Below are 19,560 nucleotides of genomic sequence, written 5' to 3'. Positions count from 1 at the left end.
CCTTTCAGGCTAAGTAAGTGCTTTGGCTGGTTTCGAAAGCGGCGAAGGATAATGCATGGCCCCGATCGAGAAGAAGAAGGGTTTCCGCCATCTGCTCGCGGCGGGCGGCTATTCGTTCCAGGGTTTCATGCGGTTGCTGAAGGAAGAGGCCTTCCGCCACGAACTGATCGGCTTCGTGGTCGGCCTCGTGGTGTTCTTCCTTGCCGGCGCGAGCGCGGTTCAGTTCATGATCTTCGTGATCCTGATGCTATGCCTGTTCGGCGTGGAAGCGCTCAATACCGCCGTCGAGGAGATCATCGACCGGGTGTCGCCGGAGCTTTCGGTGGAAGGCCGGCACGCCAAGGACCTCGGCTCGTTCGCAACATTCTGCCTGATCAGCAGCAATTTCATCTACGCCGTCTACGTGGTGTTCTTCTAAGGCGCTGGGCGCTCATGCCGGTAGACGAGGTCTGCCGGGTGCGGGGCTTGGGCGTCCGGATCGAGCCGTGCGCCGAGCCGTTCGGCAAGGCGGATCGAGCGGGCGTTGTCGGGATCGACATAGCTGACGCAGTCGCTCACGCCGAGCGTTGCAAAACCCCAGTCGCGCAGCGCTGAAGCCGCCTCGAGCGCATATCCCTTGCCCTCGGCGCCCTCATAAACAAACCAGCCGAGTTCCAGTTCGGGAAAGAGCGGCCCCTTGCAGAGCGCCACCTGTCCCATCGTTTCTCCGGTGCTGCGGTCTTCGAACATCAGCGCGCCATGGCCGAAGAGCGACCACTGGGCGACATCGTTGCAGAAGAACGACCACGCCGTTTCCTCGGTATGCGGTCCGCCCATGTAGCGGGCGCGATCGGAGGCGAGGAAGGCGAAATAGGCGGGCCAGTCGGCAAAGACGAGCGGTCGCAGAAGCAGCCGGTCGGTTTCGATCACCGGGATCGCGGCGATGTCATGCGGCATTGGCGGCCTCGTGCCGGCGTCCGCCGTCGTCGGCCTGCAGCGCCTCGATGATCTCGGCTTCGAGCGCATCCTCGAAGGTGAGGTCTTCTTCCGGCATCGGCGGCGCGTCATTGGCAACCTTGCGGCCCCGGCGTTTCAGCGCTGCGGCAAGGCGGTCGCGGCCGCTGCGGGTGTCGGAAGCCCGAGCCGTGGTTTCGATCGTGATGCTCTCGGGCGCAAACGGCATCGCCCGTTCGGGGGAGAGGGCCACGGTGAGGCCGGTGTCTTGGTGATGGAGTGCTGCTGCCGGCAGGTCGATCACCCGGCCTGCCGGGAACAGGATCGTGGCAAGCGTACCCTCGCCGGGCGCCGATTGCAGGATCAACTCGCCCTGATGGGCTTCGGCAAGCTGCTTGACGATCGCAAGGCCCAGGCCGAAGCCTTCGACATCGCGGGCTTCCGCGCCGCGTGAGAAGGCCGTGGTGGCAAGCGCCAGCGCATCATCGTCCATGCCGCAGCCAAAGTCGCGAACGCTGAGATACTGGCCGCCTTCCGCGGTCGTGCCGGCCAGGATCAGCACCTCGGCATGGGCATCGGAAAACTTGACCGCATTGGAGATCAGGTTGAGCAGCATCTGCTTCACCGCCCGGCCATCCGCCGTGATCGGGGTGAGCGCGCCAGCGACATCGCATTTGAGCGCGATCGCCCTGGTTGCGGCCTCGCCGCCGATCATCGCCATCGAGGCATCGATGACGTCGATGAGATAGACCGGCTGCTCGTTCAGCCGATAGCCGCCGGCCTCCAGCCGCGACAGGTCGAGCACGCTGTCGATCATATCGAGCAGATGGCGGCCGGACTGATGGATGTCGGCGGCATATTCGCGGTAATGGGCGTTCGGCAGCGGTCCCATCATCTCGGTCTTCATGATTTCCGAAAATCCGATGATCGCATTGAGCGGCGTGCGCAGGTCGTGCGACATGGCGGCGAGGAAGGTCGATTTGGCCTGGTTGGCCGCCTCGGCGGCCTCGGCCGCGGCTTCGGCACGGGCGAGGCTTTCGCTCAGTTGCCCGGCAAGCAGGTCCTTTTCGCTTTCCCTGGTTTTCAACGCCTTGTCGCTTTCGGCGATGTGATGGTTGAAATAGGCGATGAACAGCATGACGATCGCGAGCACGGCCGCCAGGCCGATATCGAAGGGCGCGCGGCTCTGATAGGCGACGAGGCCGAAGGCGATGACCGCCGGCAGGAAGACATGCCAGGCCGAGCGCGGCAGGGCGACCGCGCCGAGCGCCATCATCGACAGCGCGACGATGACCATGGACGCCTTGAAGAAGGGCAGGGCAGCGCCGCCGCAGGCGCTGCATTCCAGAACGGAAACAAGCGCCCAGGCGCCGCCTGCCAGCCAGTAGGCGCCGATCACGCGGGCGTTCCATTTGCGCACCGATGCGGTATCCTCGCCCGAGCGCGCGGCCTGACGGATGGTCAGGAACGCCACCCCGTGCAGGATCAGCGCCGCCAGCGCCCAGACCGCGAAGATCAGGTCGCGCCCGAGATAGAGAAAGCCGAAGCCGGCGAGCGCCAGCATGATCGCGATCGCTGGCGCGCTCTTTTCGAGGCTTTGAAGCGCGGCGCGGAATTCTCCGACGCCATCGGCTTCTTTGCGGGGGCTGGCAATCAGTTCGGCACGGTTCGTCATCGCATCCATCCTCGATTGCGGACGAGGATACGAACGAATTGTTAAGAAATCCGTAAAGGATTTGTTAGGGCTGTTTTTTAAGACGGCGGTAACACATCTATGCCGGGAGCCGGCAATAAGGGAGCTTTCGCTGACAGATCAGATCGAACTTGCAGAACGGATCGCGGACTGCCGCATCTGCCGCGACTGTCCGCAGATGGCCGAGCCGCTGCCGCACGAGCCGCGCCCCGTCGCGATCCTGTCGCCGACCGCGCGGGTGCTGATCGCCGGTCAGGCGCCGGGGCTGAGGGTGCATGAGACCGGCATTCCGTTCAATGATCGCTCCGGCGACCGGCTGCGCGACTGGATGGGCGTCGACCGCGCAGCGTTTTACGACACGGCGCGTTTCGCGATCATGCCAATGGGCTTCTGTTTCCCCGGATACGACGCGCGGGGCAGCGACCTTCCGCCGCGCCGGGAATGTGCGCCGCAATGGCGCGAGCGGGCAATGGCGGCGATGCCGCAAATCGAGCTTGTGCTCGCCATCGGCATGTATGCCCAGAAATGGCATATGGGTGAGGCGAGCCGGAAGACGCTGACGGAAACGGTGCGCAACTGGCGCGCCAGCTATTTCGCCAATACCAGCCCCCGCATCCTGCCGCTGCCGCATCCAAGCTGGCGCAATACCGCATGGCTGAAACGCAACCCGTGGTTCGAAGCCGAGGTGCTGCCGGAACTGAAGGCGGCGGTGCGGCTTTTCGCGGGCGATGGCATCCGCTCTCAGGCTGATTGACCCTTTCAAATCGAAAAATTGATGCTATAAGAGCAAAAATATTTTACGGAGAGCGGAAATGGATCGCCTGGATAGGAAAATTTTGCGCCTCATACAGGAGGACTCGACGCTGGCGGTTGCCGATATCGGCAAGAAGGTCGGGCTTTCGACCACGCCCTGCTGGCGGCGCATCCAGAAGATGGAAGAGGAGGGCGTGATCCAGCGCCGCGTGGCGCTGCTCGACCCGGAAAAGGTCAACGCCAATGTCACCGTCTTCGTCGCGATCCGCACCAATACCCATTCGGTGGAATGGCTGCGGCGGTTCTCCGAGGTGATTGCGGAGTTCCCGGAAGTGCTGGAATTCTATCGCATGAGCGGTGAGGTCGATTATCTGCTGCGTGTGGTGGTGCCCGATATCGCGGCCTATGACGCCTTCTACAAGCGGCTGATCGCGAAGATCGAGATCCGCGACGTCTCGTCCTCCTTCGCCATGGAGCAGATCAAGTTCTCGACCCAATTGCCGCTCGACTACATGAAGCTCGAGCCCGCCCGCAACGGCGAATGATACATACTCCTGCGGTTGTGCGAATTAAGGGTATGTAAACCATAAGCTGACGCTTTTTTAACGCTTCGTGCGCTATGGCTTCGATAAGTCATCACCTACGGAGCCTTCCATGAGAAAACTGTCAGCGTCACTTCTCGCCATTTACGGCGCGTCATGCTTTCCGGCATTTGCCGCCGATCTGGCGCTGCGCCCGCCAATTCAGCCGGTGGCCTATCAGGAAGTCTATGTGGAGGAAGAGCCGCTGTGGGACGGGCCCTATGCGGGGCTTGGCGGCGGCTATGGCTGGACAGGCGCGCGCGGCACGATCAGCGGGGGAGGCGCCGACCGCCTGGACTATAACGGCGCGATTGCCAATCTGTTCGCCGGGTACAACAAGCAGCTCGGCAACAATATCGTCGTGGGCATTGAGGGCGATGCCGATTACAGCTGGGGCAAGCAGAAATTCGCGACCGGGCTCGGATTTGACGTTGAGGGCGGCTTCGACTGGAGCGGCACCCTGCGTGGCCGGTTGGGGTATTCCTTCGGCAATGCTCTGGTCTATGTCACCGGCGGTGCGGCGGTCGCAAACGCCTATATTCGCGCGTTGAACGTGAGTCTGAGCGATACGATTTACGGCTATACGGTCGGCGCCGGCCTCGACTACGCCGTCACCGACAGCATCTTCACGCGGCTGGAATATCGCTATACCGGCTATCCGGATCAGAAGGTCGTCGACGATCTGGCCTCCGCCGCCGGCGCAACGGCCAAGTTCAAGATGCATACCCATGCGGTGATGGCCGGTCTCGGCGTGAAATTCTGATCCCGCCTTCTTTTGAGACGGACAGGAACCGGCCTTGCGGCTTTACGCAGGGCTGTTTTTTCTTTATTGACCTGCCTCGTTTAAGACGCCGTGCGATACGGCAGATTGTCCACCCGCATTCGTTGGCGGGACTGGTTTCAAGGAGAATGACATGTCTGACCAGATTTCCCTCATCTTTCCCGATGGCTCGAAGCGCGATTACGCCGCCGGCACGACCGGCCGCGATGTCGCCGAATCCATCTCCAAGTCGCTGGCCAAGAAGGCCGTCGCGATCGCCCTTGATGGCGAGTTGCGCGACCTTACCGATCCGGTGACCGATGGCCGCATCGAGATCGTCACCCGCACCGATGACCGCGCGCTGGAGCTGATCCGCCACGACGCCGCCCATGTGATGGCCGAGGCCGTGCAGGAGCTCTGGCCCGGCACCCAGGTGACCATCGGCCCGGTGATCGAAAACGGCTTCTACTACGACTTCGCCCGCGAGGTTCCGTTTACCCCGGAAGACCTGCCGAAGATCGAAAAGAAGATGAAGGAGATCATCGCCCGCAACGCGCCCTTCACCAAGGAAATCTGGTCGCGCGAGAAGGCGAAGAAGGTGTTTGCCGAAAAGGGCGAGGCCTACAAGGTCGAGCTTGTCGACGCGATTCCGGAAGGCCAGGACCTCAAGATTTACAGCCAGGGCGACTGGTTCGACCTCTGCCGCGGTCCGCACATGACCTCGACCGGCCAGATCGGCAACGCCTTCAAGCTGATGAAGGTGGCCGGCGCCTATTGGCGCGGCGACAGCAACAATCCGATGCTGACCCGCATCTATGGCACGGCCTGGGCCGACCAGAAGGACCTCGACGCCTACCTGACCTTCCTGGAGGAGGCCGAGAAGCGCGACCATCGCCGCCTCGGCCGCGAGATGGACCTGTTCCATTTCCAGGAAGAGGGGCCGGGCGTCGTGTTCTGGCACTCCAAGGGCTGGCGCATGTTCCAGTCGCTGACCGCCTATATGCGCCGCCGGCTCGCCGGTGAGTACGAGGAGGTCAACGCGCCGCAGGTGCTCGACACCTCGCTTTGGAAGACCTCCGGCCATTGGGAATGGTACCGCGAAAACATGTTCGCGGTCGCCTGCGCCGATGAGGAAGCGGAAGACAAGCGCGTCTTCGCGCTGAAGCCGATGAACTGCCCCGGGCACGTTCAGCTCTTCAAGCACGGTCTGAAGTCCTACCGCGAACTGCCGATCCGCTATGCGGAATTCGGCGTGGTGCACCGCTACGAGCCCTCCGGCGCGATGCACGGGCTGATGCGCGTACGCGGCTTCACCCAGGATGATGCCCATGTGTTCTGCACCGAGGAGCAGCTTGCCGAAGAGTGCCTGAAGATCAACGATCTGATCCTGTCGGTCTATGAGGATTTCGGCTTCGACGAGATCGTCGTCAAGCTCTCGACCCGCCCGGAAAAGCGCGTCGGATCGGATGAGAGCTGGGATCATGCCGAGGCGATCATGACCGAGGTGCTCAAGACCATCGAGGAACAGTCGGGCGGCCGCATCAAGACCGGCATTCTGCCGGGCGAGGGCGCGTTCTACGGGCCGAAGTTCGAATATACGCTGAAGGACGCGATCGGCCGCGAGTGGCAGTGCGGCACCACCCAGGTCGACTTCAACCTGCCGGAGCGCTTCGGCGCCTTCTATATCGACTCGACCTCGGAAAAGAAGCAGCCGGTCATGGTTCACCGCGCGATCTGCGGCTCGCTGGAACGCTTCCTCGGCATCCTGATCGAAAACCATTCCGGCCACATGCCGCTGTGGTTCGCGCCGCTGCAGGTGGTGGTCGCCACGATCACGACCGAGGCGGATGGTTACGGCGAAAAGGTTGCTCAGAAGCTGCGCGATGCGGGGCTCTCCGTGGAGACCGATTTCCGTAACGAGAAGATCAACTACAAGGTCCGTGAGCACTCGGTGGCCAAGGTGCCCGTTATTCTTGTCTGCGGCATGCGCGAGGCGGAAGAGGAAACGGTCAACATCCGCCGCCTCGGCTCGCGCGACCAGCAGTCGATGTCGCTCGATGACGCGCTGGCCCTGCTGATCGACGAGGCAACCCCGCCGGACCTGAAGCGCAAGCGGGCGTAGGAACCAAGAAGGGGCGGTGGCTTTTGGCACCACCCTCAGAATGTTGGCAAGGCCCGCCCCACTCTCCTTCGTCACCCTCGGGCTTGTCCCGAGGGTCTAAGCACGTATGAATGCGACAAGCGTATCGGACGAAAACAGTCTATTAAGGACCGCCAGCACCGCTCGTGCTGAACGGTGGTTAGATCCTCGGGACAAGCCCGAGGATGACGTCCGTAAATAGGATAGGTTTGTCAGCTCACTGGGGGCGGGGCCTTTGCTCCGCCCCTTATACATTATGGCTTGAAATCGATTACCTGCGCGCGCGCTCCGCTCGCGAAGTTGCGGATCCTGCGGCAGGCATAGGCCAGTCTATCCCTGATCCTGTTCGCCAGTCTTTCGCCCGGCGTCGCGCCATATGATTTGTGGCTGGCCCTATCGGAAATATTGCTTTTGTCGGCAGGCGCGCCGCCGGTCTGCAAGCGCGTCTGGATGCAGAGCGCGGGCGAGAGCTGGTAGAGCGACAGCGTTTCGGCAACGCCGCCGCGCGGGTCGAACAGCGTGGTGTCCACCGCCATGCGAAGCTTTTTGCTTTCCGCCAGCATGCGGGCCGCGCCTTTGCGCGTGATCACATAACCGGCCGTGCCGATATGGCAGCCGGCGAGGCGCCGAATCTCGCGCGTGTGGACGATGGTTTCGGGCGTCCGCCCGAGCTCTATCGGCTTCAGGCTGGTTTCCAGTTTGACGATATCGGCGTCTTCCGGCATCCAAGCTGCGATCGCGGACAGAACCTCGGCTGCGTCTCGGCTGAGGTCGATATCGTCCTCGAAAATCGCGGCGCAATCCTCGTCGCTGTCGAGCAACAGGCGCCAGGCCTTGATATGGCTGAGATAGCAGGCGATCTCACCGGGTTGCAGCCTTATGCTGACCGGCGTCGGATAGGCGCAGGCCGCCGCGATCTCATCTGGAGAAAGCAACCGTCCATCAACCGCCGGGATCCGGGTGAAGGCAACATCCCGTTCGGCAAGCAGGGCTTCGATACGTTTCAGCCTTTCCGTATCGCGGTCGAGATTGATGACGAGTGTGAGCACGGAGCCCCTTCGCGCTGGCGGATCGCCTCTGGAACAATGAAACGGAGTGTTTCGGCGATTCGCAGAAAAGCTCCCGAACTACAATGCAGCTTTATAGCTCGGCTTTGCGTTCTGGCAAGATCAGGTAGCCCTTTGGCGAAAATCCACGGTTCGCTTCCGGCAGCCGCTGATCAGATAACCCAGTTGCAGCTTCGTTCGACGCAGGCAGTCGCGGATCAGATAGTCTCCGTATTCGACCGGATTGGCGCCGCGCGACTTCCGGCTCTCGCGGACGGGATTGACCGAGAAAAAGCCGAGACTTGGCAGGCCGCAGCGATGGCCGATGTCGTCTTGAATGCAGATGGCCGGATCGACCTGGTAGTTGACCATGCTGTGCTTCAGCCGGGCACGCGGATTGAACATGACCGCATCGACGCCCATGGCGAATTTCTCGCTGTTTTCCAGTAGTTTGCGGGCGCCCTTTCGACTGAGAATATAGGCGGCCGAGCCCAAGTGCTTGCCTTGCAACCGATAGAGGTCACGCCCCAAAACAGTGTTTTCGGGGCGGCTTTCGAGTCTGACAGGCTGAAGGCACGTCTCCAGCTTGACGATATCGCCGCCCGCTGGAAAGCAGTCTTCCGCCTGTTGCAGAAACGGGCCGATGTCGTCGGCAAGATGGACATCATCCTCGAAGATCGCGACGAGCGGAGCCTCTGTTTCCAGGAAAGCCTGCCAGCATCTGACATGGCTGAGATAGCAGCCGTACTGGGTGGGCGTGATCGGGTAACTTCCGGCTTCGGGGTAGCTCTCTCGACTTGCGATCTCGTCGCTCGAAACCGCGCGGCCATCGACCGCATCGAACCATACGACATTTATATTTGCAGCACCGCAGGCGCCAGCGAAGTGATTTCTTCTGTCGGCATGTTCTTCAAGATTGATTGCATATACCAGCAAAACTCAGCCCCCGCGATTTGTCCCTATGATATCTCGGTAGTTGTGATAATAAAAGAATGCAATCTAATAAAGCAGCAAAAAAACGTTTGGTAGGGCAGGGCGACTAATCGAACCCATCGCCATCGGTGTTCGCCTTGTTTTCCGACAGCAGCAGCTCGACATCCTCCGTGCCGGCGGAGGAGACCGTGAAGGTCTTCTCAAAGAGGCTGTCCTGGTTGCGGGCAACGGCGGTGTAGCTGCCCTCGGCGAGGATCATCGTCGGCATCGCGCTGCTGCTTTCGGTCAGCACGTCGCCGGATGCGCCGAGCACCGTCCAGGCCGTGTCGGCGAGCGCTTCGCCACCGGCCTCGCCGGCAAGCTTCAGGGTCACCTCGGCGGCCTTGATCTTCAGCTTGGCGTCGGTGATCTCGCCGGCCTTGACCTTCAGCCTGGCATGGGTTTCTGCATTCAGCGAGCCATAGGAGGATACCACGTCATAGGTTCCAGCGCGCAGGCGCAGAATGCTGCCGGGCGCGATATCCTCGGCCACCAGTTCGCGGCGCTCGTCGCGATCTTCATAGACCGAGAAGCGAAGCTCGCTGGCGCTGGCGGGCTTGCCATCGCCGAGCCGGGCATTGAGCATCAGCCCGCCGGCGTTCAGCACGAAGGAAATCTGCTCCGCCTGGCCGGCCTCGTGGGCGATGCGCACCTTGCGCGTTGCCGATGCCCGGCCGAAGGCGCAGTTGATGAAATAGTCGCCGGGGGAAAGCTCGATGGTCTTGCTGCCGCCTTCGGCCGATGCGACCAGCCGCAATCGGCCGCTGGTATCGGGAATGGTGGTGAACACCCGCCAGAACAGGCCGTCGCGCATCACATGGCCATCCTCGGCCAGCCGCGCTTCCAGCTTCACCGGTCGTTTTTCGCCGGGCTGCTGCGTGCCCCGCATCAGGGAGAAGGGGTCGTCGGAGTGAACCGATGGCGTGCTCTGGGCCAGCGCTGCCGCCGGCGCGGCCAGCAAAAGCCCGGCCATGACAGCGGCGACGGGCCGAAGGGTCTGATGTCTGGGCGTTCTGTGCGGAAACATGCTGCTCGCCGGTTGACTTGCCTGACGCAAGTGTTCACTTCAATGTCCGATTGCGTAGTGACCCGAATATCGTGGCGTTTTCAAGAGCGTCGCGTGATTTTTTGACCGAGTGAGGCCCGCCGTGAATGCCAAGAATGACACCCTCATCGATTTCCTGAAAACCCGCCGCTCGACGCCGGTGTTGCAGCTTGCGGCCCCCGGTCCGAGCCGCGGCGAGATCGAGGAAATGCTGACCATCGCCTCGCGCGTTCCCGATCACGGCAAGCTCGCGCCCTGGCGCTTCATCGTCTTTGCCGGCGCGGCGCGCGAGGAGGCGGGCGAAAAGCTCGCCGGTATCGTCAAGGCGGACGATCCGGAAGCCTCGGCGGAGCGGCTGAAGCTGGAGCGCGAGCGGCTTTCGCGCGCGCCGCTGGTGATCGCCGTCGTCAGCCGGGCGGCGGTTCATCCCAAGATCCCCGAATGGGAGCAGGTGATGTCGGCGGGCGCGGTCTGCTACAATCTCGTGGTTGCGGCCAATGCATTCGGCTACGGCGCGACCTGGCTTACCGAATGGTACGCCTTCGATGAGCGCGCCAAGCCGGCGCTGGGCGTGGAAGCGGACGAGAAGATCGCCGGCTTCATCCACATCGGCACCCGCACGGAAGCGCCGTTTGAGCGCGTGCGGCCGGCGCTCGAAGATATCGTCACCTGGCGCGGCGAGGCCTGATCATGTTTTACACCACCGACACCAATGCGCATGGCATGCCGCACGATCCTTTCAAGGCGATCGTCGCGCCGCGGCCGATCGGGTGGATCGGCTCGCGCAGCCGGGACGGCAAGGACAATCTGGCGCCCTATTCATTCTTCAACGCGGTCTCGTCCGCGCCGCCGGTGGTGATGTTTTCCTCCGACACGGTCAAGGACAGCTTTACCTATATCGAGGAGACCGGCGTGTTCACCGCCAGTCTCGTGAGCCGCGACCTTGCCGAACAGATGAACACCACCTCGGCACCTTTCGCTCGGGGCGAGAGCGAGTTCGAGGCGGCCGGCCTGACCGCCGTGAACGGGCAATTGGTGGACGCCGCCTTCGTGGGCGAAGCCTATGCGGCGCTTGAGTGCCGCGTGACCCGGATGATGGCGGCTCCCACGCTTGAGGGATTCGCTACCGAGAGCAGGCTGGTGTTCGGTCAGGTGGTCGGCATCCACATTCGCGAAGATGCAATCGGCGAGAATGGCCTTCTCGATATGGCCAGGATCCGCCCTGTCGGTCGCATGGGCTATCTGGACTATGCCGAGTGCGGCACGCCGTTCCAGATGAAACGTCCACGCCGCGGCTGAGGCAAGGCTTTCTCAGCTTTCCGCATCGTCGGCCTCCGCTTTCCACCGCGAGGCATAAAGACGCATGCCGGGCGTGGCGGTGACGCCGTGGACCAGGATCGAGCCCGCGACGGCGGCGCTGACCGCGTACCAGACGAACTGATCGCCGGTCCGCTCCACGCTTTCCATAGCGTAGAAGATCGCCGCGATTCCGATCGGTCCGAACCAGCCCGCAAAGGCGATATCGCGGCCGCTGAAACGGCTCGACAGCAGCGGTGCCAGCGCGAGCATCAGCGGCGGCCGGCGCAACAGAAGGATCGCCAGCGGAAACAGCACCGCCCACACGCCGAGGGTTGCCCAGCCGTGCCATGGAATGACGAGGCCGAAGATCACAAAGGCCGGCAGGTCCATCAATTTGCTGATGGTTTCGTGCACATTCTCCTCTTCCATGGCGTCGTGCCGTCCCACCGTCAGGCAGAATGCGCCGCCGGCGGCAAAGGCCGTGAGTATGCCATCCGCGCCCAGCATCCGTCCGAGCCCGAGCGCGCCAAAGGCGAGCGCGATCGATATAGCATGGTAGGAGTGGAACTCCGCCAGATGATAGCGGTCCGAGAGCCTTTGCAGACGGGCGACCAGCCAGTCGAGAACGATGCCGACGCCGGCCGCCAGCAGCACGTCGAGGATCAGGATATCGACAAGCCAGTGCCGAACCAGTTCGCCGCCGGCCTCGCCGCGCGCGATTGCCAGCATCGGCAGCATGACGAACAGATAGCCGAGCCCGTCATTCGCGCCCGATTCCAGCGAAAGCAGGCCACGCAGATTGGCGGGCAACATGTTTTCCGCGATAGGACCGGAGACGATCGCGCTGGCCGCCACCGGGTCCGTCGGCGTCAGGCAGGCGGCGGTCAGCACCGCGGTCGCAAAACTCAGCGAGAATGCGGGGCCGAGCGTGACCCAGGAAACCAGCGTGGACATTGCCCACATCCCGGCCATGCCGAGCGTCAACATCACCGTGACGGGACGGACGAGACGTTTCCAGGTTTCCGGCGGCGTGCGGATGGCGATACCCACCACGCTGATCGCGATCGTGAAGCGGGCGACCTCGCGGACGATGATTTCCTTGCTTTGCCAGTCGGAAGGGTCGATCCAGCCGGTTAGGGCTGGCCCGGCGACAATGCCGGTTACGACGGCAAGCAGAGGCAGCGACGCGAGCGTGCCCTGAACATAGGCGGAGAGCGCGCCGAGAATGATAACGACAAGGGAACAGAGGGCGACGACGTGGTAGATTTCGGACATGACGGACAGCGTTTATTGTTGCGCTCATATCCGTTCAATTGCTGTCGGGCGGACTTGTTCCGCACCGCGGCCTCGTTTTTCCCGCAGATCGGGATCAGGCGGCGCCGAAGGCGTGTTTGATGATGCCGATATGGTCGGGATTGCCGGTCAGCTTGCCGGTGAAGCCGGTGCGGGCGGACTGGTGGCAGGCGGTTTTGAAGGCGGCAGTGGCGCTTCCGGCGCCGGAAAAATCGATCGCCGGTATGCCGAGGTTGCGCGCCGCCAGCATGGTTGCCACTGCGCCCTGGCGGGCGATGTCACTGCTGCCGGATTCGTTCTGCAGGGGCTCGGCATCGTAGCCGAGCGCGATCAGCCGGTCGAGCTTGTGGATGAAGTGGCGGGCGTTCAGCAGGCCGCCGCCATTGTCACCGATCATCGCGATCAGGGCGATGGCGTTCTCGGTCAGGCCCTCCCGGGCCTCGACGACCCTGAGCAGGGTTTCGGCCATCTGGATCCGGGCCGCGCTTTCGACGCCGCGCAGGATGATGCCGTCCGGCGCGCATTTCGCGGCCTCGGAGAAGTCGGCGATATTGTAGGCCTTGGAGATCGGTTCGCAGATCAGGAAGATCGGCAGCGACGGCAGCAGGTTGCGGAACGTCGCGACGCGGCCGGCAAGGTTTCTCTCGCCGGCAACGGGAAGACAAAGGCAGTCGGGCTGGGTCTCTCGGGGATCGAACGGCAGGGGCTCATCGGAGCCAAGTAACCAGACTTTCATGCGGCGAATGTCCATGCGTCATTCCTCCAACCGGGTCTCCGTCGGGCTGCAGAATGCCAAAACGCCCGCCGGTTTCAAGCGGCGGGCGCGGGTATCCACGTCATTTATGACTAATATGCTGCGGCTTCGTGAAATTTTTGCGATTTTCGCATTCACGGTCGGTGGGGATACGGACCGCAATCATGCCGAAGCCGAATCAGTCGGCGTTGCGGATCGTCGCCAGCGGGCCGGCCCATTTGAACAGCTCGTCGAGCATGCCCTTGGCGCCCGCGTCCATTTCGTCGTTGGGCGTGAACACGCCGTCTTCGCTGATGAATTTGGGAAACAGCGGAACCGGAACGACCTGCGGAATGGCATGGGCATTGAGATTGCCGAGCAGCGTGCGAAGCTCCTGAGCGGAGCGCAGGCCGCCGGAAATGCCGCCAAAGCTGACGACGCCGGCCGGCTTGTAGCCCCATTCCAGCGAAAGCGCCTGGATGGCGTTGACCAATGCTGCCGGCGGAAAATAATCGTATTCCGGCGTAACGAACACGAAGGCATCGGCTGCCTGAACGCTGGCGCTCCATTTCTTGCTGTGTTCATGTTCGTATTTCTGCATCCGGGGATGCGCCGCTTCATCGAGCAGTGGCAGGTTGAAATCGACGAGATCGACCAGTTCGACCTCGAACTTGCCATGTTCGCGAGCCGCAGCTTCCACCCATTTTGCAATCTTGGGGCTGACGCGGCCGGGACGGGTGCTGCCGATGATGATGTTCAGTTTCACAATCATTCTCCTTGCCGCCGCAGGCGCGGCGGTCTTCAAATTCAAAACCCTTGATGGGTGTCATTTCCGGGGAGGAACGCGACCATAACGGTCACAAAAAATGACTTGCTAAAAATAAATGACCGAATACCCTGATGCAAGAACGCAATTTTTTGCAACCAGGTCACATCGAGATGACTAATACGGGGTCAAAGCCCGAAACAAGGCCAGATGCAAGGCCCGAGACTAGGCATGTTCTGGAACGGTGTCGAAATGTCGCGCCCATTCTGCAGCGCGTCGGCGACAAATGGTCGATGCTGATCATCATCGTGCTGATTGACGGGCCGTGCCGGTTCAGCGTCCTGAAGCGCAAGATCGACGGGATTTCCCAGCAGATGCTGACGCGGGTGCTGAAGGCGCTGGAGCGGGACGGGCTGATCAGCCGGACTACCTATCCGACCAGCCCGCCGCAGGTGGAATATGCTCTCACCGAACTCGGCCTGTCACTCAGCGAGCCGGTGCTTCGGCTTGGCGACTGGGCGCGGGACAATATTGGCAGCATAGAGCAGGCGCGCGCTGCCTACGACAGCAAATAGCGCGCCTGAGATTAGCCCCCGGCAAGCCGGAGGCTCAGTGACTCACTGATAGACGACGATCGGCGTCGGCAGGTTGTCGACCCGGTTGTAAAGGTCGATCACATCCTGGTTCAGCATGCGGATGCAGCCGGAGGAGACCGCCTTGCCGATAGACGTCCAGTCCGGATTGCCGTGGACGCGGTAGAGCGTGTCCTTGCCGTTTTCGAAGATATAGAGGGCGCGCGCGCCGAGCGGGTTCATCAGCCCGGCCGGCATGCCGCCATTGGCTTCGGAATATTCCTTGAGCTTGGGGTCGCGCTCGATCATTTCGGCCGGCGGGAACCATTTCGGCCATTCCTGCTTCCACTTGATCACGCCATTGCCGCCCCAGGAGAAGCCGGCGCGGCCGATGCCGACGCCATAGCGCATGGCGGTGCCGTTTTCTTCCACCAGATAGAGGAAGCGATTGGGCGTATCGACCACAACGGTGCCGGGCGCTTCGCCGGTCGGATCCTTCACGCGCTGGCGATAATACATCGGATCGATCTGCTGGTAGGGCACGGCCGGGATCAGATAGCCATTGTCCTCAACCGGGCCATACATGGCATCGAGCTCGGCGACCGTGTAGGGGGTGTCCTGGACGCGCGGGGAGGGCGGGGCGACCGGGGTGATATCGCGCTGGCTGACGCAGCCTGCAAGCACAGCGGTGGTCGAAACGGCGCCGAGAAGAAAAATCCGGCGCGACATCGTTTTATCAACGAGCATTCAAGCCTCTTGTATTGGTGAGATGTAAATCGATTACGGCTTTTATCCGACCGGATTGCCGCTTCATAGCGGCGCGTGATCACAATCACGGGATCGCTGCACTTGGAGTGATGAGTGTGGCGGAAAACACGCATTTCTGTGAAGAACGGCCGCCGCCGCGCGGCTTATTGCACCGCGCAGCCGGTATCCTTGCCCATATTGCAGATTTCTTTCAGTGCTGTCGTGCGTGCCGGCGACCAGTCCTGCGGACGGGAAACGGCGACCCAGGCGTCGATATAATCGCGTGCGAGATAGTTGTGGCCGAAGCCGGCCGGCAGCGCCTTCGACAACGCCATGTCGAGCGCGAGCTGGAACTGGGTGACGACCGGCACGAACCGCAGATAGGGCGAAACATCGGGCGCGGGCGGCTCGCGCATCCACTCCGGTTCTATGAAGCTCGCATTCGGCTCGAAAAACACAATTGGATCAGAGGCATATTGCAGGAAGTTGATGCGCACTCTGCCCCAGTCATCGCCTTCCGCCTGCGGTTTTCTGAACTGTGAGGAAAAGCGGACGACGGCGCTGTTGTCGATTACGGGCAGTACATAGGGCGTGCCGGCATTGCGGGCGGAAACGGTGTGACGCCAGAGATAGGACGGGAAGGGCGGGCCTGCCCAGACCGCTCCGGCAACCGGTTCATCCAGCATCTGGAACACGTTGAAGGAATACATCGACGACCATGCGCCGAGACTGATTCCATGCATATAGAGTTCCGGACGGCTGTCTTCCGGCAGGGTGCGCCAGTAGCGATAGACTTCTTCCATGGTCGCGGTGGCCTGCTTGAGGCCGGTATCGGTCTCGAAGATCAGCGCCAGCGGCGATTGCAGGAAGGAGTACTGAACCGCGACCGTCGCGACATCGCCATTATGCATATATTCGAAGGTGTCGTGCGCGCCGGGATCGAGCCAGCCGGTGCCGGTGGGGCTTGCAATCATCAGATAGGCGCGGTCGAACGCGCCGAGGCGCTGCATCTCCTCAAGCGCGATCCTAGCGCGCTCCTGCGGCTCGTCGGCCTGGGACCGGCCGACATAGACGCGGATCGGGCGTTCGGCCGGGCGGCCGGTGAAGGTTTCGATATCCTCGGCGGACGGCGCGCTGGTGACGAAATTGCGTCCGGGCTGGCCCATCGCCTCCCAGCTCGCCAGCGAGCCGGGGCCGCCGGCGATGAAGGAATCAGTGGGCGGCGGCGGGGCGGTTTCGAACAAGTCCTGCGCGGTCTCGTAGCTTTCGTCGAGGAAATCGAAGATCGCGGGCACCACCCAGTCGCGGCTGGCCACGACCACGACCAGCAACACGATCACGACGCCGGCCAGATTGGCCGCGCGCGGCGACATCACCCGGTAAAGCCGCAGCCGGACGATATCGAACGCCTTCTGAAACAGGGCGCCGATCAGGAACAGCACGATGAAGACGGCAAGCCCGACGGCGAGGATGCCGAGCACCGTGCCGCCTTCCAGCAGTTCCATATTGACCCGTGAGCGCACCGAATTCTGCCATTCGGTCATCATCGACAGGCAATAGACGAGAAGGATCAGCGCCGCGGCGTTCAACACCGCGAGGCTGATCGCGCGCCAGCGACCGCGCGGCTCCGGGATCTGCAATCCGCGCCACAGCGCCACGAAGAACCGCCCGATCATATAGCCAAGCGCCATCACAAGGCCGGCCAGCACGGCCTGCAGCGGCCATGCCCGCGGGATCAGCGACGGCGTGAGCGAGGCGGCGAAGAATGCCAATCCGAGCGCGAGCGAAAAAAGGCTGATTGAGAACCAGCGCGCGGTTGTCGGCGTTTCCGTCTGCATGGCGGCTGACCCGTCCTTATCTGTTCTGCTCTGCGAGCTCTTCCATCTGCCGCTTGAAGGCATCCTGGTCCTTGTCAACGGTCGAGAGGATGGTCTCGATGTTGAAGAAATCCAGAGGCTGATAACGCCCGACATTCGGCGCCACGAAAAGGTCCGGCGCCGCGTTTTTGAGTTTTTCCACCACGATCGAGTGTTCGGTGATGGAGAATGAACCGGCCCAGGTCTCGAACGACCCCGGAATGCTGCCGTCATTCTCGATCGTCGAGCCGGTCACGTCGATGCCGATGGTGATGTAGCGGTCGGCGTCGAGAAGGTCGAAGGGCGTCGGGTTCACGAAGCCGCCATCAATCAGCACCCGGCCGTCGCGACTGACCGGCGTCAGCAGAACGGGCAGGGCGGAGGACGCGGCGATCGCCGACAGCAGCGGCCCCTCGCGCATCACATATTCGTTCTGTTCGTAGAAATCGGTCGCGACGATCGCGAGCGGTATCTCCAGCCCGGCGAAATCGGCGGGCAGGTCCGCAGGCAGCAGCGCCGCGAACAGCACCTCCGGCTCGATCACCGCCGGGCGGAACAGGTTGAACAGCGAGCCCCAGGTCTCGCCGGTATCGATCAGCAGGCGTTTCAGCAGCGACTGGCGCTGGGTCAGAAGTTCAACGCCATATTCGCGGATTTCGGTGCCGGTCATGCCGCTGGCGTAGAGCGCGCCGATGATCGAGCCCATCGACGTGCCGGTCATCTGTTTCGGCTTGATGCCGAGTTCATCAAGGCTCTGGAGGTAGGGGATATGGGCAAAGGCCTTGGCCGCGCCGCCGCCGAGCGCCAGCGCGAAACCATCGCGGCCGACGGACTCAGCCTCCAGCGCGACGCCGGGCAGATTGCGGGTGATCGTTCCCGGTCGGCTTTCGGCCCTGGCAAGACCGGTCGCGCCGGCCAGACCGGCAGCAGAGGCGATGATGAAGTTTCGGCGCGAAGTCATTGTTTCACAGAGCTTTTCTTTTTTGTCAGGCACAGACTATAGAGAGCGTATCCATGCCCGACAAGCGCGGAAACCGGCTCAATTTTGGCGTTTGCGGAGAAACTGGTTTAAGTCGTTGGTACCATGGTTTGAGTTTCCTTCGTAACGCCATGTTTATTAAAGATATAATTAACCTTAACGCCAGCCTTTCACCATCACGTGCGGGCCCCGCGCTTCACGGAGATGCGGGCCCGCCCGTCGATTTGGCCAGCGCGTCTTCAGCGGCTGACGCCGGGCAGGTGGCCGATCCGGAAGGCCAGGAACTGGGTCTTCTGTTCTGCATTGAAATTATTGTCGGAGGCCAGCAGCAGGAGCGGCGTGCCGTCTTCGGCGCGGCCGATCGTCATTGCCTCGATATTGTCGGGGTCGATGCCGATGGCGCCGAGATCGAGAATCTGGGTCTTGGCGACCGGCACGATGGTCTCGTCGCTTTCGGCAAGCGAGGCGATCGCCGAAACATCGGTCGCGCCGTCGAGGTCGATCATGAAGATCCGGATGGTGAAGCCGCGGTTTTCGGCGAAGCTGCGTTCGGAAACCAGAAGGCGGGTATCGTCGAGCGGCATCATGTCGGACAGGCCGTTGTCGTTCCACGCGCCGCCGTCGACAGGCGCATGGGGAATAGGGTCGATCATGTAGATGTACTGCGCCGTCGGTTCGCCGCTTTCGGCATCGTAACGCACGATCCGGGCGGGGCTTGCGGTGGTGAGCGTCGAGGCGGGGCCGTCCTGATAGAGGGCTGCTTCATTGGCCACCAGCACGTCACCGGCCGGCATCAGTGCGATGCTCTCGAAAGCGTTATTGTTGCGGATGCCGGTGGCATGGTCCTCGCTCGGCGCAAAGCCGTCGGGCAGGGCGAATTCGCGCACGAAATCGCCATCGGTTGACGTGACGCGCACGAACGGCGCGATCATCGCCTTGCCGTCGCCCTCGCTGGACCAGATCAGATTTTCGCCGAACAGGCGGATCTGCTCGGGATCGACAGTCTTTTCCGCAAAGGGCGATCCGTTCTCGTCCTTCAGCGTCACGGTCTTCACGACCGAGACATCGTCGATGCCGTCGGCGCCGGATTTGATGTCGAGTTCGTAGAACCGGGCAGGGGCCTTTTGTGAACGGTCGTCGGAGATCGCGATGTAGCGGCCGGTTGCGGCATCGTAATCGATCCCGGAAATGCCGCCGAACTCTACGCCGTCGACCATGGTGCCGGTATCGATGGCGAATTCACCGGCGAATGTCAGGCCAATCGGGCTGTCGCAGTCGTTGAGCGGGCAATCGACGGCAATTGTCTTGCCGATCTCGGCGGCATGGGCGCCGGCGGCGAGCGCGGCGAAAAGGGCAGTGGCGGAAAGCAGGGATTTCATGGCAGCACCTCGT

20 protein-coding genes are annotated in these 19,560 nt (G+C 62.3%); 8 read left to right on the top strand and 12 right to left on the bottom strand.

Features of this window, described 5'->3' with window-relative positions; translation table 11 throughout:
• Nucleotides 1–55 precede the first annotated feature (55 nt).
• Entirely contained in the window at nt 56–418 is a 363-nt protein-coding gene (locus V6767_RS01080; protein ID WP_448429640.1) for a diacylglycerol kinase, read from the top strand.
• Here the strand turns inward: V6767_RS01080 and V6767_RS01075 are convergent.
• A complete protein-coding gene (locus V6767_RS01075; protein ID WP_448471722.1) occupies nt 415–936 on the bottom strand; it encodes a GNAT family N-acetyltransferase in 522 nt (173 codons plus the stop codon). The genes V6767_RS01080 and V6767_RS01075 overlap by 4 nt on opposite strands.
• A complete protein-coding gene (locus V6767_RS01070) occupies nt 926–2,608 on the bottom strand; it encodes a sensor histidine kinase (RefSeq protein ID WP_448471721.1) in 1,683 nt (560 codons plus the stop codon). The genes V6767_RS01075 and V6767_RS01070 overlap by 11 nt, the downstream gene beginning before the upstream one ends.
• Nucleotides 2,609–2,804: 196 nt before the next feature.
• Between V6767_RS01070 and V6767_RS01065 the strand changes: the two genes are divergently transcribed.
• The 4 genes from V6767_RS01065 to thrS all read left to right on the top strand — a co-directional run bounded on the left by V6767_RS01065 (nt 2,805) and on the right by thrS (nt 6,842).
• Complete coding sequence (locus tag V6767_RS01065) at nt 2,805–3,380, top strand: uracil-DNA glycosylase family protein (protein WP_448471720.1); 576 nt, start codon at nt 2,805–2,807, stop codon at nt 3,378–3,380.
• A 58-nt stretch (nt 3,381–3,438) separates the two neighbouring features.
• On the top strand, nt 3,439–3,924 hold the full coding sequence (locus V6767_RS01060; RefSeq protein ID WP_448471719.1) for an Lrp/AsnC family transcriptional regulator: 486 nt from the start codon (nt 3,439–3,441) through the stop codon (nt 3,922–3,924).
• 109 nt (nt 3,925–4,033) lie between these two features.
• Nucleotides 4,034–4,723 (top strand): outer membrane protein, encoded by a 690-nt coding sequence (locus V6767_RS01055; protein WP_448471718.1) that lies wholly within the window; start codon nt 4,034–4,036, stop codon nt 4,721–4,723.
• 151 nt (nt 4,724–4,874) lie between these two features.
• A complete protein-coding gene (gene thrS, locus V6767_RS01050; protein ID WP_448471717.1) occupies nt 4,875–6,842 on the top strand; it encodes a threonine--tRNA ligase in 1,968 nt (655 codons plus the stop codon).
• 272 nt (nt 6,843–7,114) lie between these two features.
• On the opposite strand, the gene V6767_RS01045 is transcribed toward thrS, so the two are convergent.
• The 3 genes from V6767_RS01045 to V6767_RS01035 form a co-directional block, all read right to left on the bottom strand.
• Nucleotides 7,115–7,909, bottom strand: coding sequence for a glycosyltransferase family 25 protein (locus V6767_RS01045; protein ID WP_448471716.1), 795 nt, complete (start codon nt 7,907–7,909; stop codon nt 7,115–7,117).
• Nucleotides 7,910–8,029: 120 nt separating this feature from the next.
• Entirely contained in the window at nt 8,030–8,842 is an 813-nt protein-coding gene (locus V6767_RS01040) for a glycosyltransferase family 25 protein (RefSeq protein WP_448471715.1), read from the bottom strand.
• A 103-nt stretch (nt 8,843–8,945) separates the two neighbouring features.
• Complete coding sequence (locus V6767_RS01035; protein ID WP_448471714.1) at nt 8,946–9,905, bottom strand: hypothetical protein; 960 nt, start codon at nt 9,903–9,905, stop codon at nt 8,946–8,948.
• A 121-nt stretch (nt 9,906–10,026) separates the two neighbouring features.
• On the opposite strand from V6767_RS01035, the gene V6767_RS01030 reads away from it, so the two are divergent.
• Nucleotides 10,027–10,611: a nitroreductase family protein gene (locus tag V6767_RS01030; protein ID WP_448471713.1), complete on the top strand. Its 585-nt coding sequence runs from the start codon at nt 10,027–10,029 to the stop codon at nt 10,609–10,611.
• Nucleotides 10,612–10,613: 2 nt separating this feature from the next.
• A complete protein-coding gene (locus V6767_RS01025; protein ID WP_448471712.1) occupies nt 10,614–11,222 on the top strand; it encodes a flavin reductase family protein in 609 nt (202 codons plus the stop codon).
• A 12-nt stretch (nt 11,223–11,234) separates the two neighbouring features.
• On the opposite strand, the gene V6767_RS01020 is transcribed toward V6767_RS01025, so the two are convergent.
• The 3 genes from V6767_RS01020 to V6767_RS01010 all read right to left on the bottom strand — a co-directional run bounded on the left by V6767_RS01020 (nt 11,235) and on the right by V6767_RS01010 (nt 14,020).
• A complete protein-coding gene (locus tag V6767_RS01020; RefSeq protein ID WP_448471711.1) occupies nt 11,235–12,497 on the bottom strand; it encodes a cation:proton antiporter domain-containing protein in 1,263 nt (420 codons plus the stop codon).
• 94 nt (nt 12,498–12,591) lie between these two features.
• The gene (locus V6767_RS01015) at nt 12,592–13,266 is read right to left on the bottom strand and encodes a hypothetical protein (protein WP_448471710.1); all 675 of its coding nucleotides are present in this window, start codon (nt 13,264–13,266) and stop codon (nt 12,592–12,594) included.
• Between the two features lie 181 nt (nt 13,267–13,447).
• Complete coding sequence (locus V6767_RS01010) at nt 13,448–14,020, bottom strand: NADPH-dependent FMN reductase (protein ID WP_448471709.1); 573 nt, start codon at nt 14,018–14,020, stop codon at nt 13,448–13,450.
• A 230-nt stretch (nt 14,021–14,250) separates the two neighbouring features.
• On the opposite strand from V6767_RS01010, the gene V6767_RS01005 reads away from it, so the two are divergent.
• On the top strand, nt 14,251–14,589 hold the full coding sequence (locus tag V6767_RS01005) for a winged helix-turn-helix transcriptional regulator (RefSeq protein ID WP_448471851.1): 339 nt from the start codon (nt 14,251–14,253) through the stop codon (nt 14,587–14,589).
• A 42-nt stretch (nt 14,590–14,631) separates the two neighbouring features.
• Here the strand turns inward: V6767_RS01005 and V6767_RS01000 are convergent, their stop codons facing one another.
• The 4 genes from V6767_RS01000 to V6767_RS00985 form a co-directional block, all read right to left on the bottom strand.
• Nucleotides 14,632–15,333, bottom strand: coding sequence for a L,D-transpeptidase (locus tag V6767_RS01000; protein ID WP_448429607.1), 702 nt, complete (start codon nt 15,331–15,333; stop codon nt 14,632–14,634).
• Between the two features lie 164 nt (nt 15,334–15,497).
• Nucleotides 15,498–17,171 (bottom strand): alpha/beta hydrolase, encoded by a 1,674-nt coding sequence (locus V6767_RS00995; protein WP_448471708.1) that lies wholly within the window; start codon nt 17,169–17,171, stop codon nt 15,498–15,500.
• 16 nt (nt 17,172–17,187) lie between these two features.
• Complete coding sequence (locus V6767_RS00990; protein ID WP_448471707.1) at nt 17,188–18,150, bottom strand: patatin-like phospholipase family protein; 963 nt, start codon at nt 18,148–18,150, stop codon at nt 17,188–17,190.
• A 257-nt stretch (nt 18,151–18,407) separates the two neighbouring features.
• Nucleotides 18,408–19,547: an esterase-like activity of phytase family protein gene (locus V6767_RS00985; protein ID WP_448471706.1), complete on the bottom strand. Its 1,140-nt coding sequence runs from the start codon at nt 19,545–19,547 to the stop codon at nt 18,408–18,410.
• Between the last annotated feature and the right edge of the window lie 13 nt (nt 19,548–19,560).

This window comes from Martelella sp. FLE1502 (assembly GCF_053484255.1).
Note: the sequence above shows the minus strand (reverse complement) of the source record. Positions and strands in the feature narration are given on the sequence as shown.

Coding starts and splice junctions, on each gene's coding strand:
- V6767_RS01080 (WP_448429640.1), top strand. CDS start 56: ATGGCCCCGATCGAGAAGAAGAAGGGTTTCCGCCATCTGCTCGCGGCG.
- V6767_RS01075 (WP_448471722.1), bottom strand. CDS start 936: ATGCCGCATGACATCGCCGCGATCCCGGTGATCGAAACCGACCGGCTG.
- V6767_RS01070 (WP_448471721.1), bottom strand. CDS start 2,608: ATGACGAACCGTGCCGAACTGATTGCCAGCCCCCGCAAAGAAGCCGAT.
- V6767_RS01065 (WP_448471720.1), top strand. CDS start 2,805: ATGGCCGAGCCGCTGCCGCACGAGCCGCGCCCCGTCGCGATCCTGTCG.
- V6767_RS01060 (WP_448471719.1), top strand. CDS start 3,439: ATGGATCGCCTGGATAGGAAAATTTTGCGCCTCATACAGGAGGACTCG.
- V6767_RS01055 (WP_448471718.1), top strand. CDS start 4,034: ATGAGAAAACTGTCAGCGTCACTTCTCGCCATTTACGGCGCGTCATGC.
- thrS (WP_448471717.1), top strand. CDS start 4,875: ATGTCTGACCAGATTTCCCTCATCTTTCCCGATGGCTCGAAGCGCGAT.
- V6767_RS01035 (WP_448471714.1), bottom strand. CDS start 9,905: ATGTTTCCGCACAGAACGCCCAGACATCAGACCCTTCGGCCCGTCGCC.
- V6767_RS01025 (WP_448471712.1), top strand. CDS start 10,614: ATGTTTTACACCACCGACACCAATGCGCATGGCATGCCGCACGATCCT.
- V6767_RS01020 (WP_448471711.1), bottom strand. CDS start 12,497: ATGTCCGAAATCTACCACGTCGTCGCCCTCTGTTCCCTTGTCGTTATC.
- V6767_RS01015 (WP_448471710.1), bottom strand. CDS start 13,266: ATGGACATTCGCCGCATGAAAGTCTGGTTACTTGGCTCCGATGAGCCC.
- V6767_RS01010 (WP_448471709.1), bottom strand. CDS start 14,020: ATGATTGTGAAACTGAACATCATCATCGGCAGCACCCGTCCCGGCCGC.
- V6767_RS01000 (WP_448429607.1), bottom strand. CDS start 15,333: ATGCTCGTTGATAAAACGATGTCGCGCCGGATTTTTCTTCTCGGCGCC.
- V6767_RS00995 (WP_448471708.1), bottom strand. CDS start 17,171: ATGCAGACGGAAACGCCGACAACCGCGCGCTGGTTCTCAATCAGCCTT.
- V6767_RS00990 (WP_448471707.1), bottom strand. CDS start 18,150: ATGACTTCGCGCCGAAACTTCATCATCGCCTCTGCTGCCGGTCTGGCC.
- V6767_RS00985 (WP_448471706.1), bottom strand. CDS start 19,547: ATGAAATCCCTGCTTTCCGCCACTGCCCTTTTCGCCGCGCTCGCCGCC.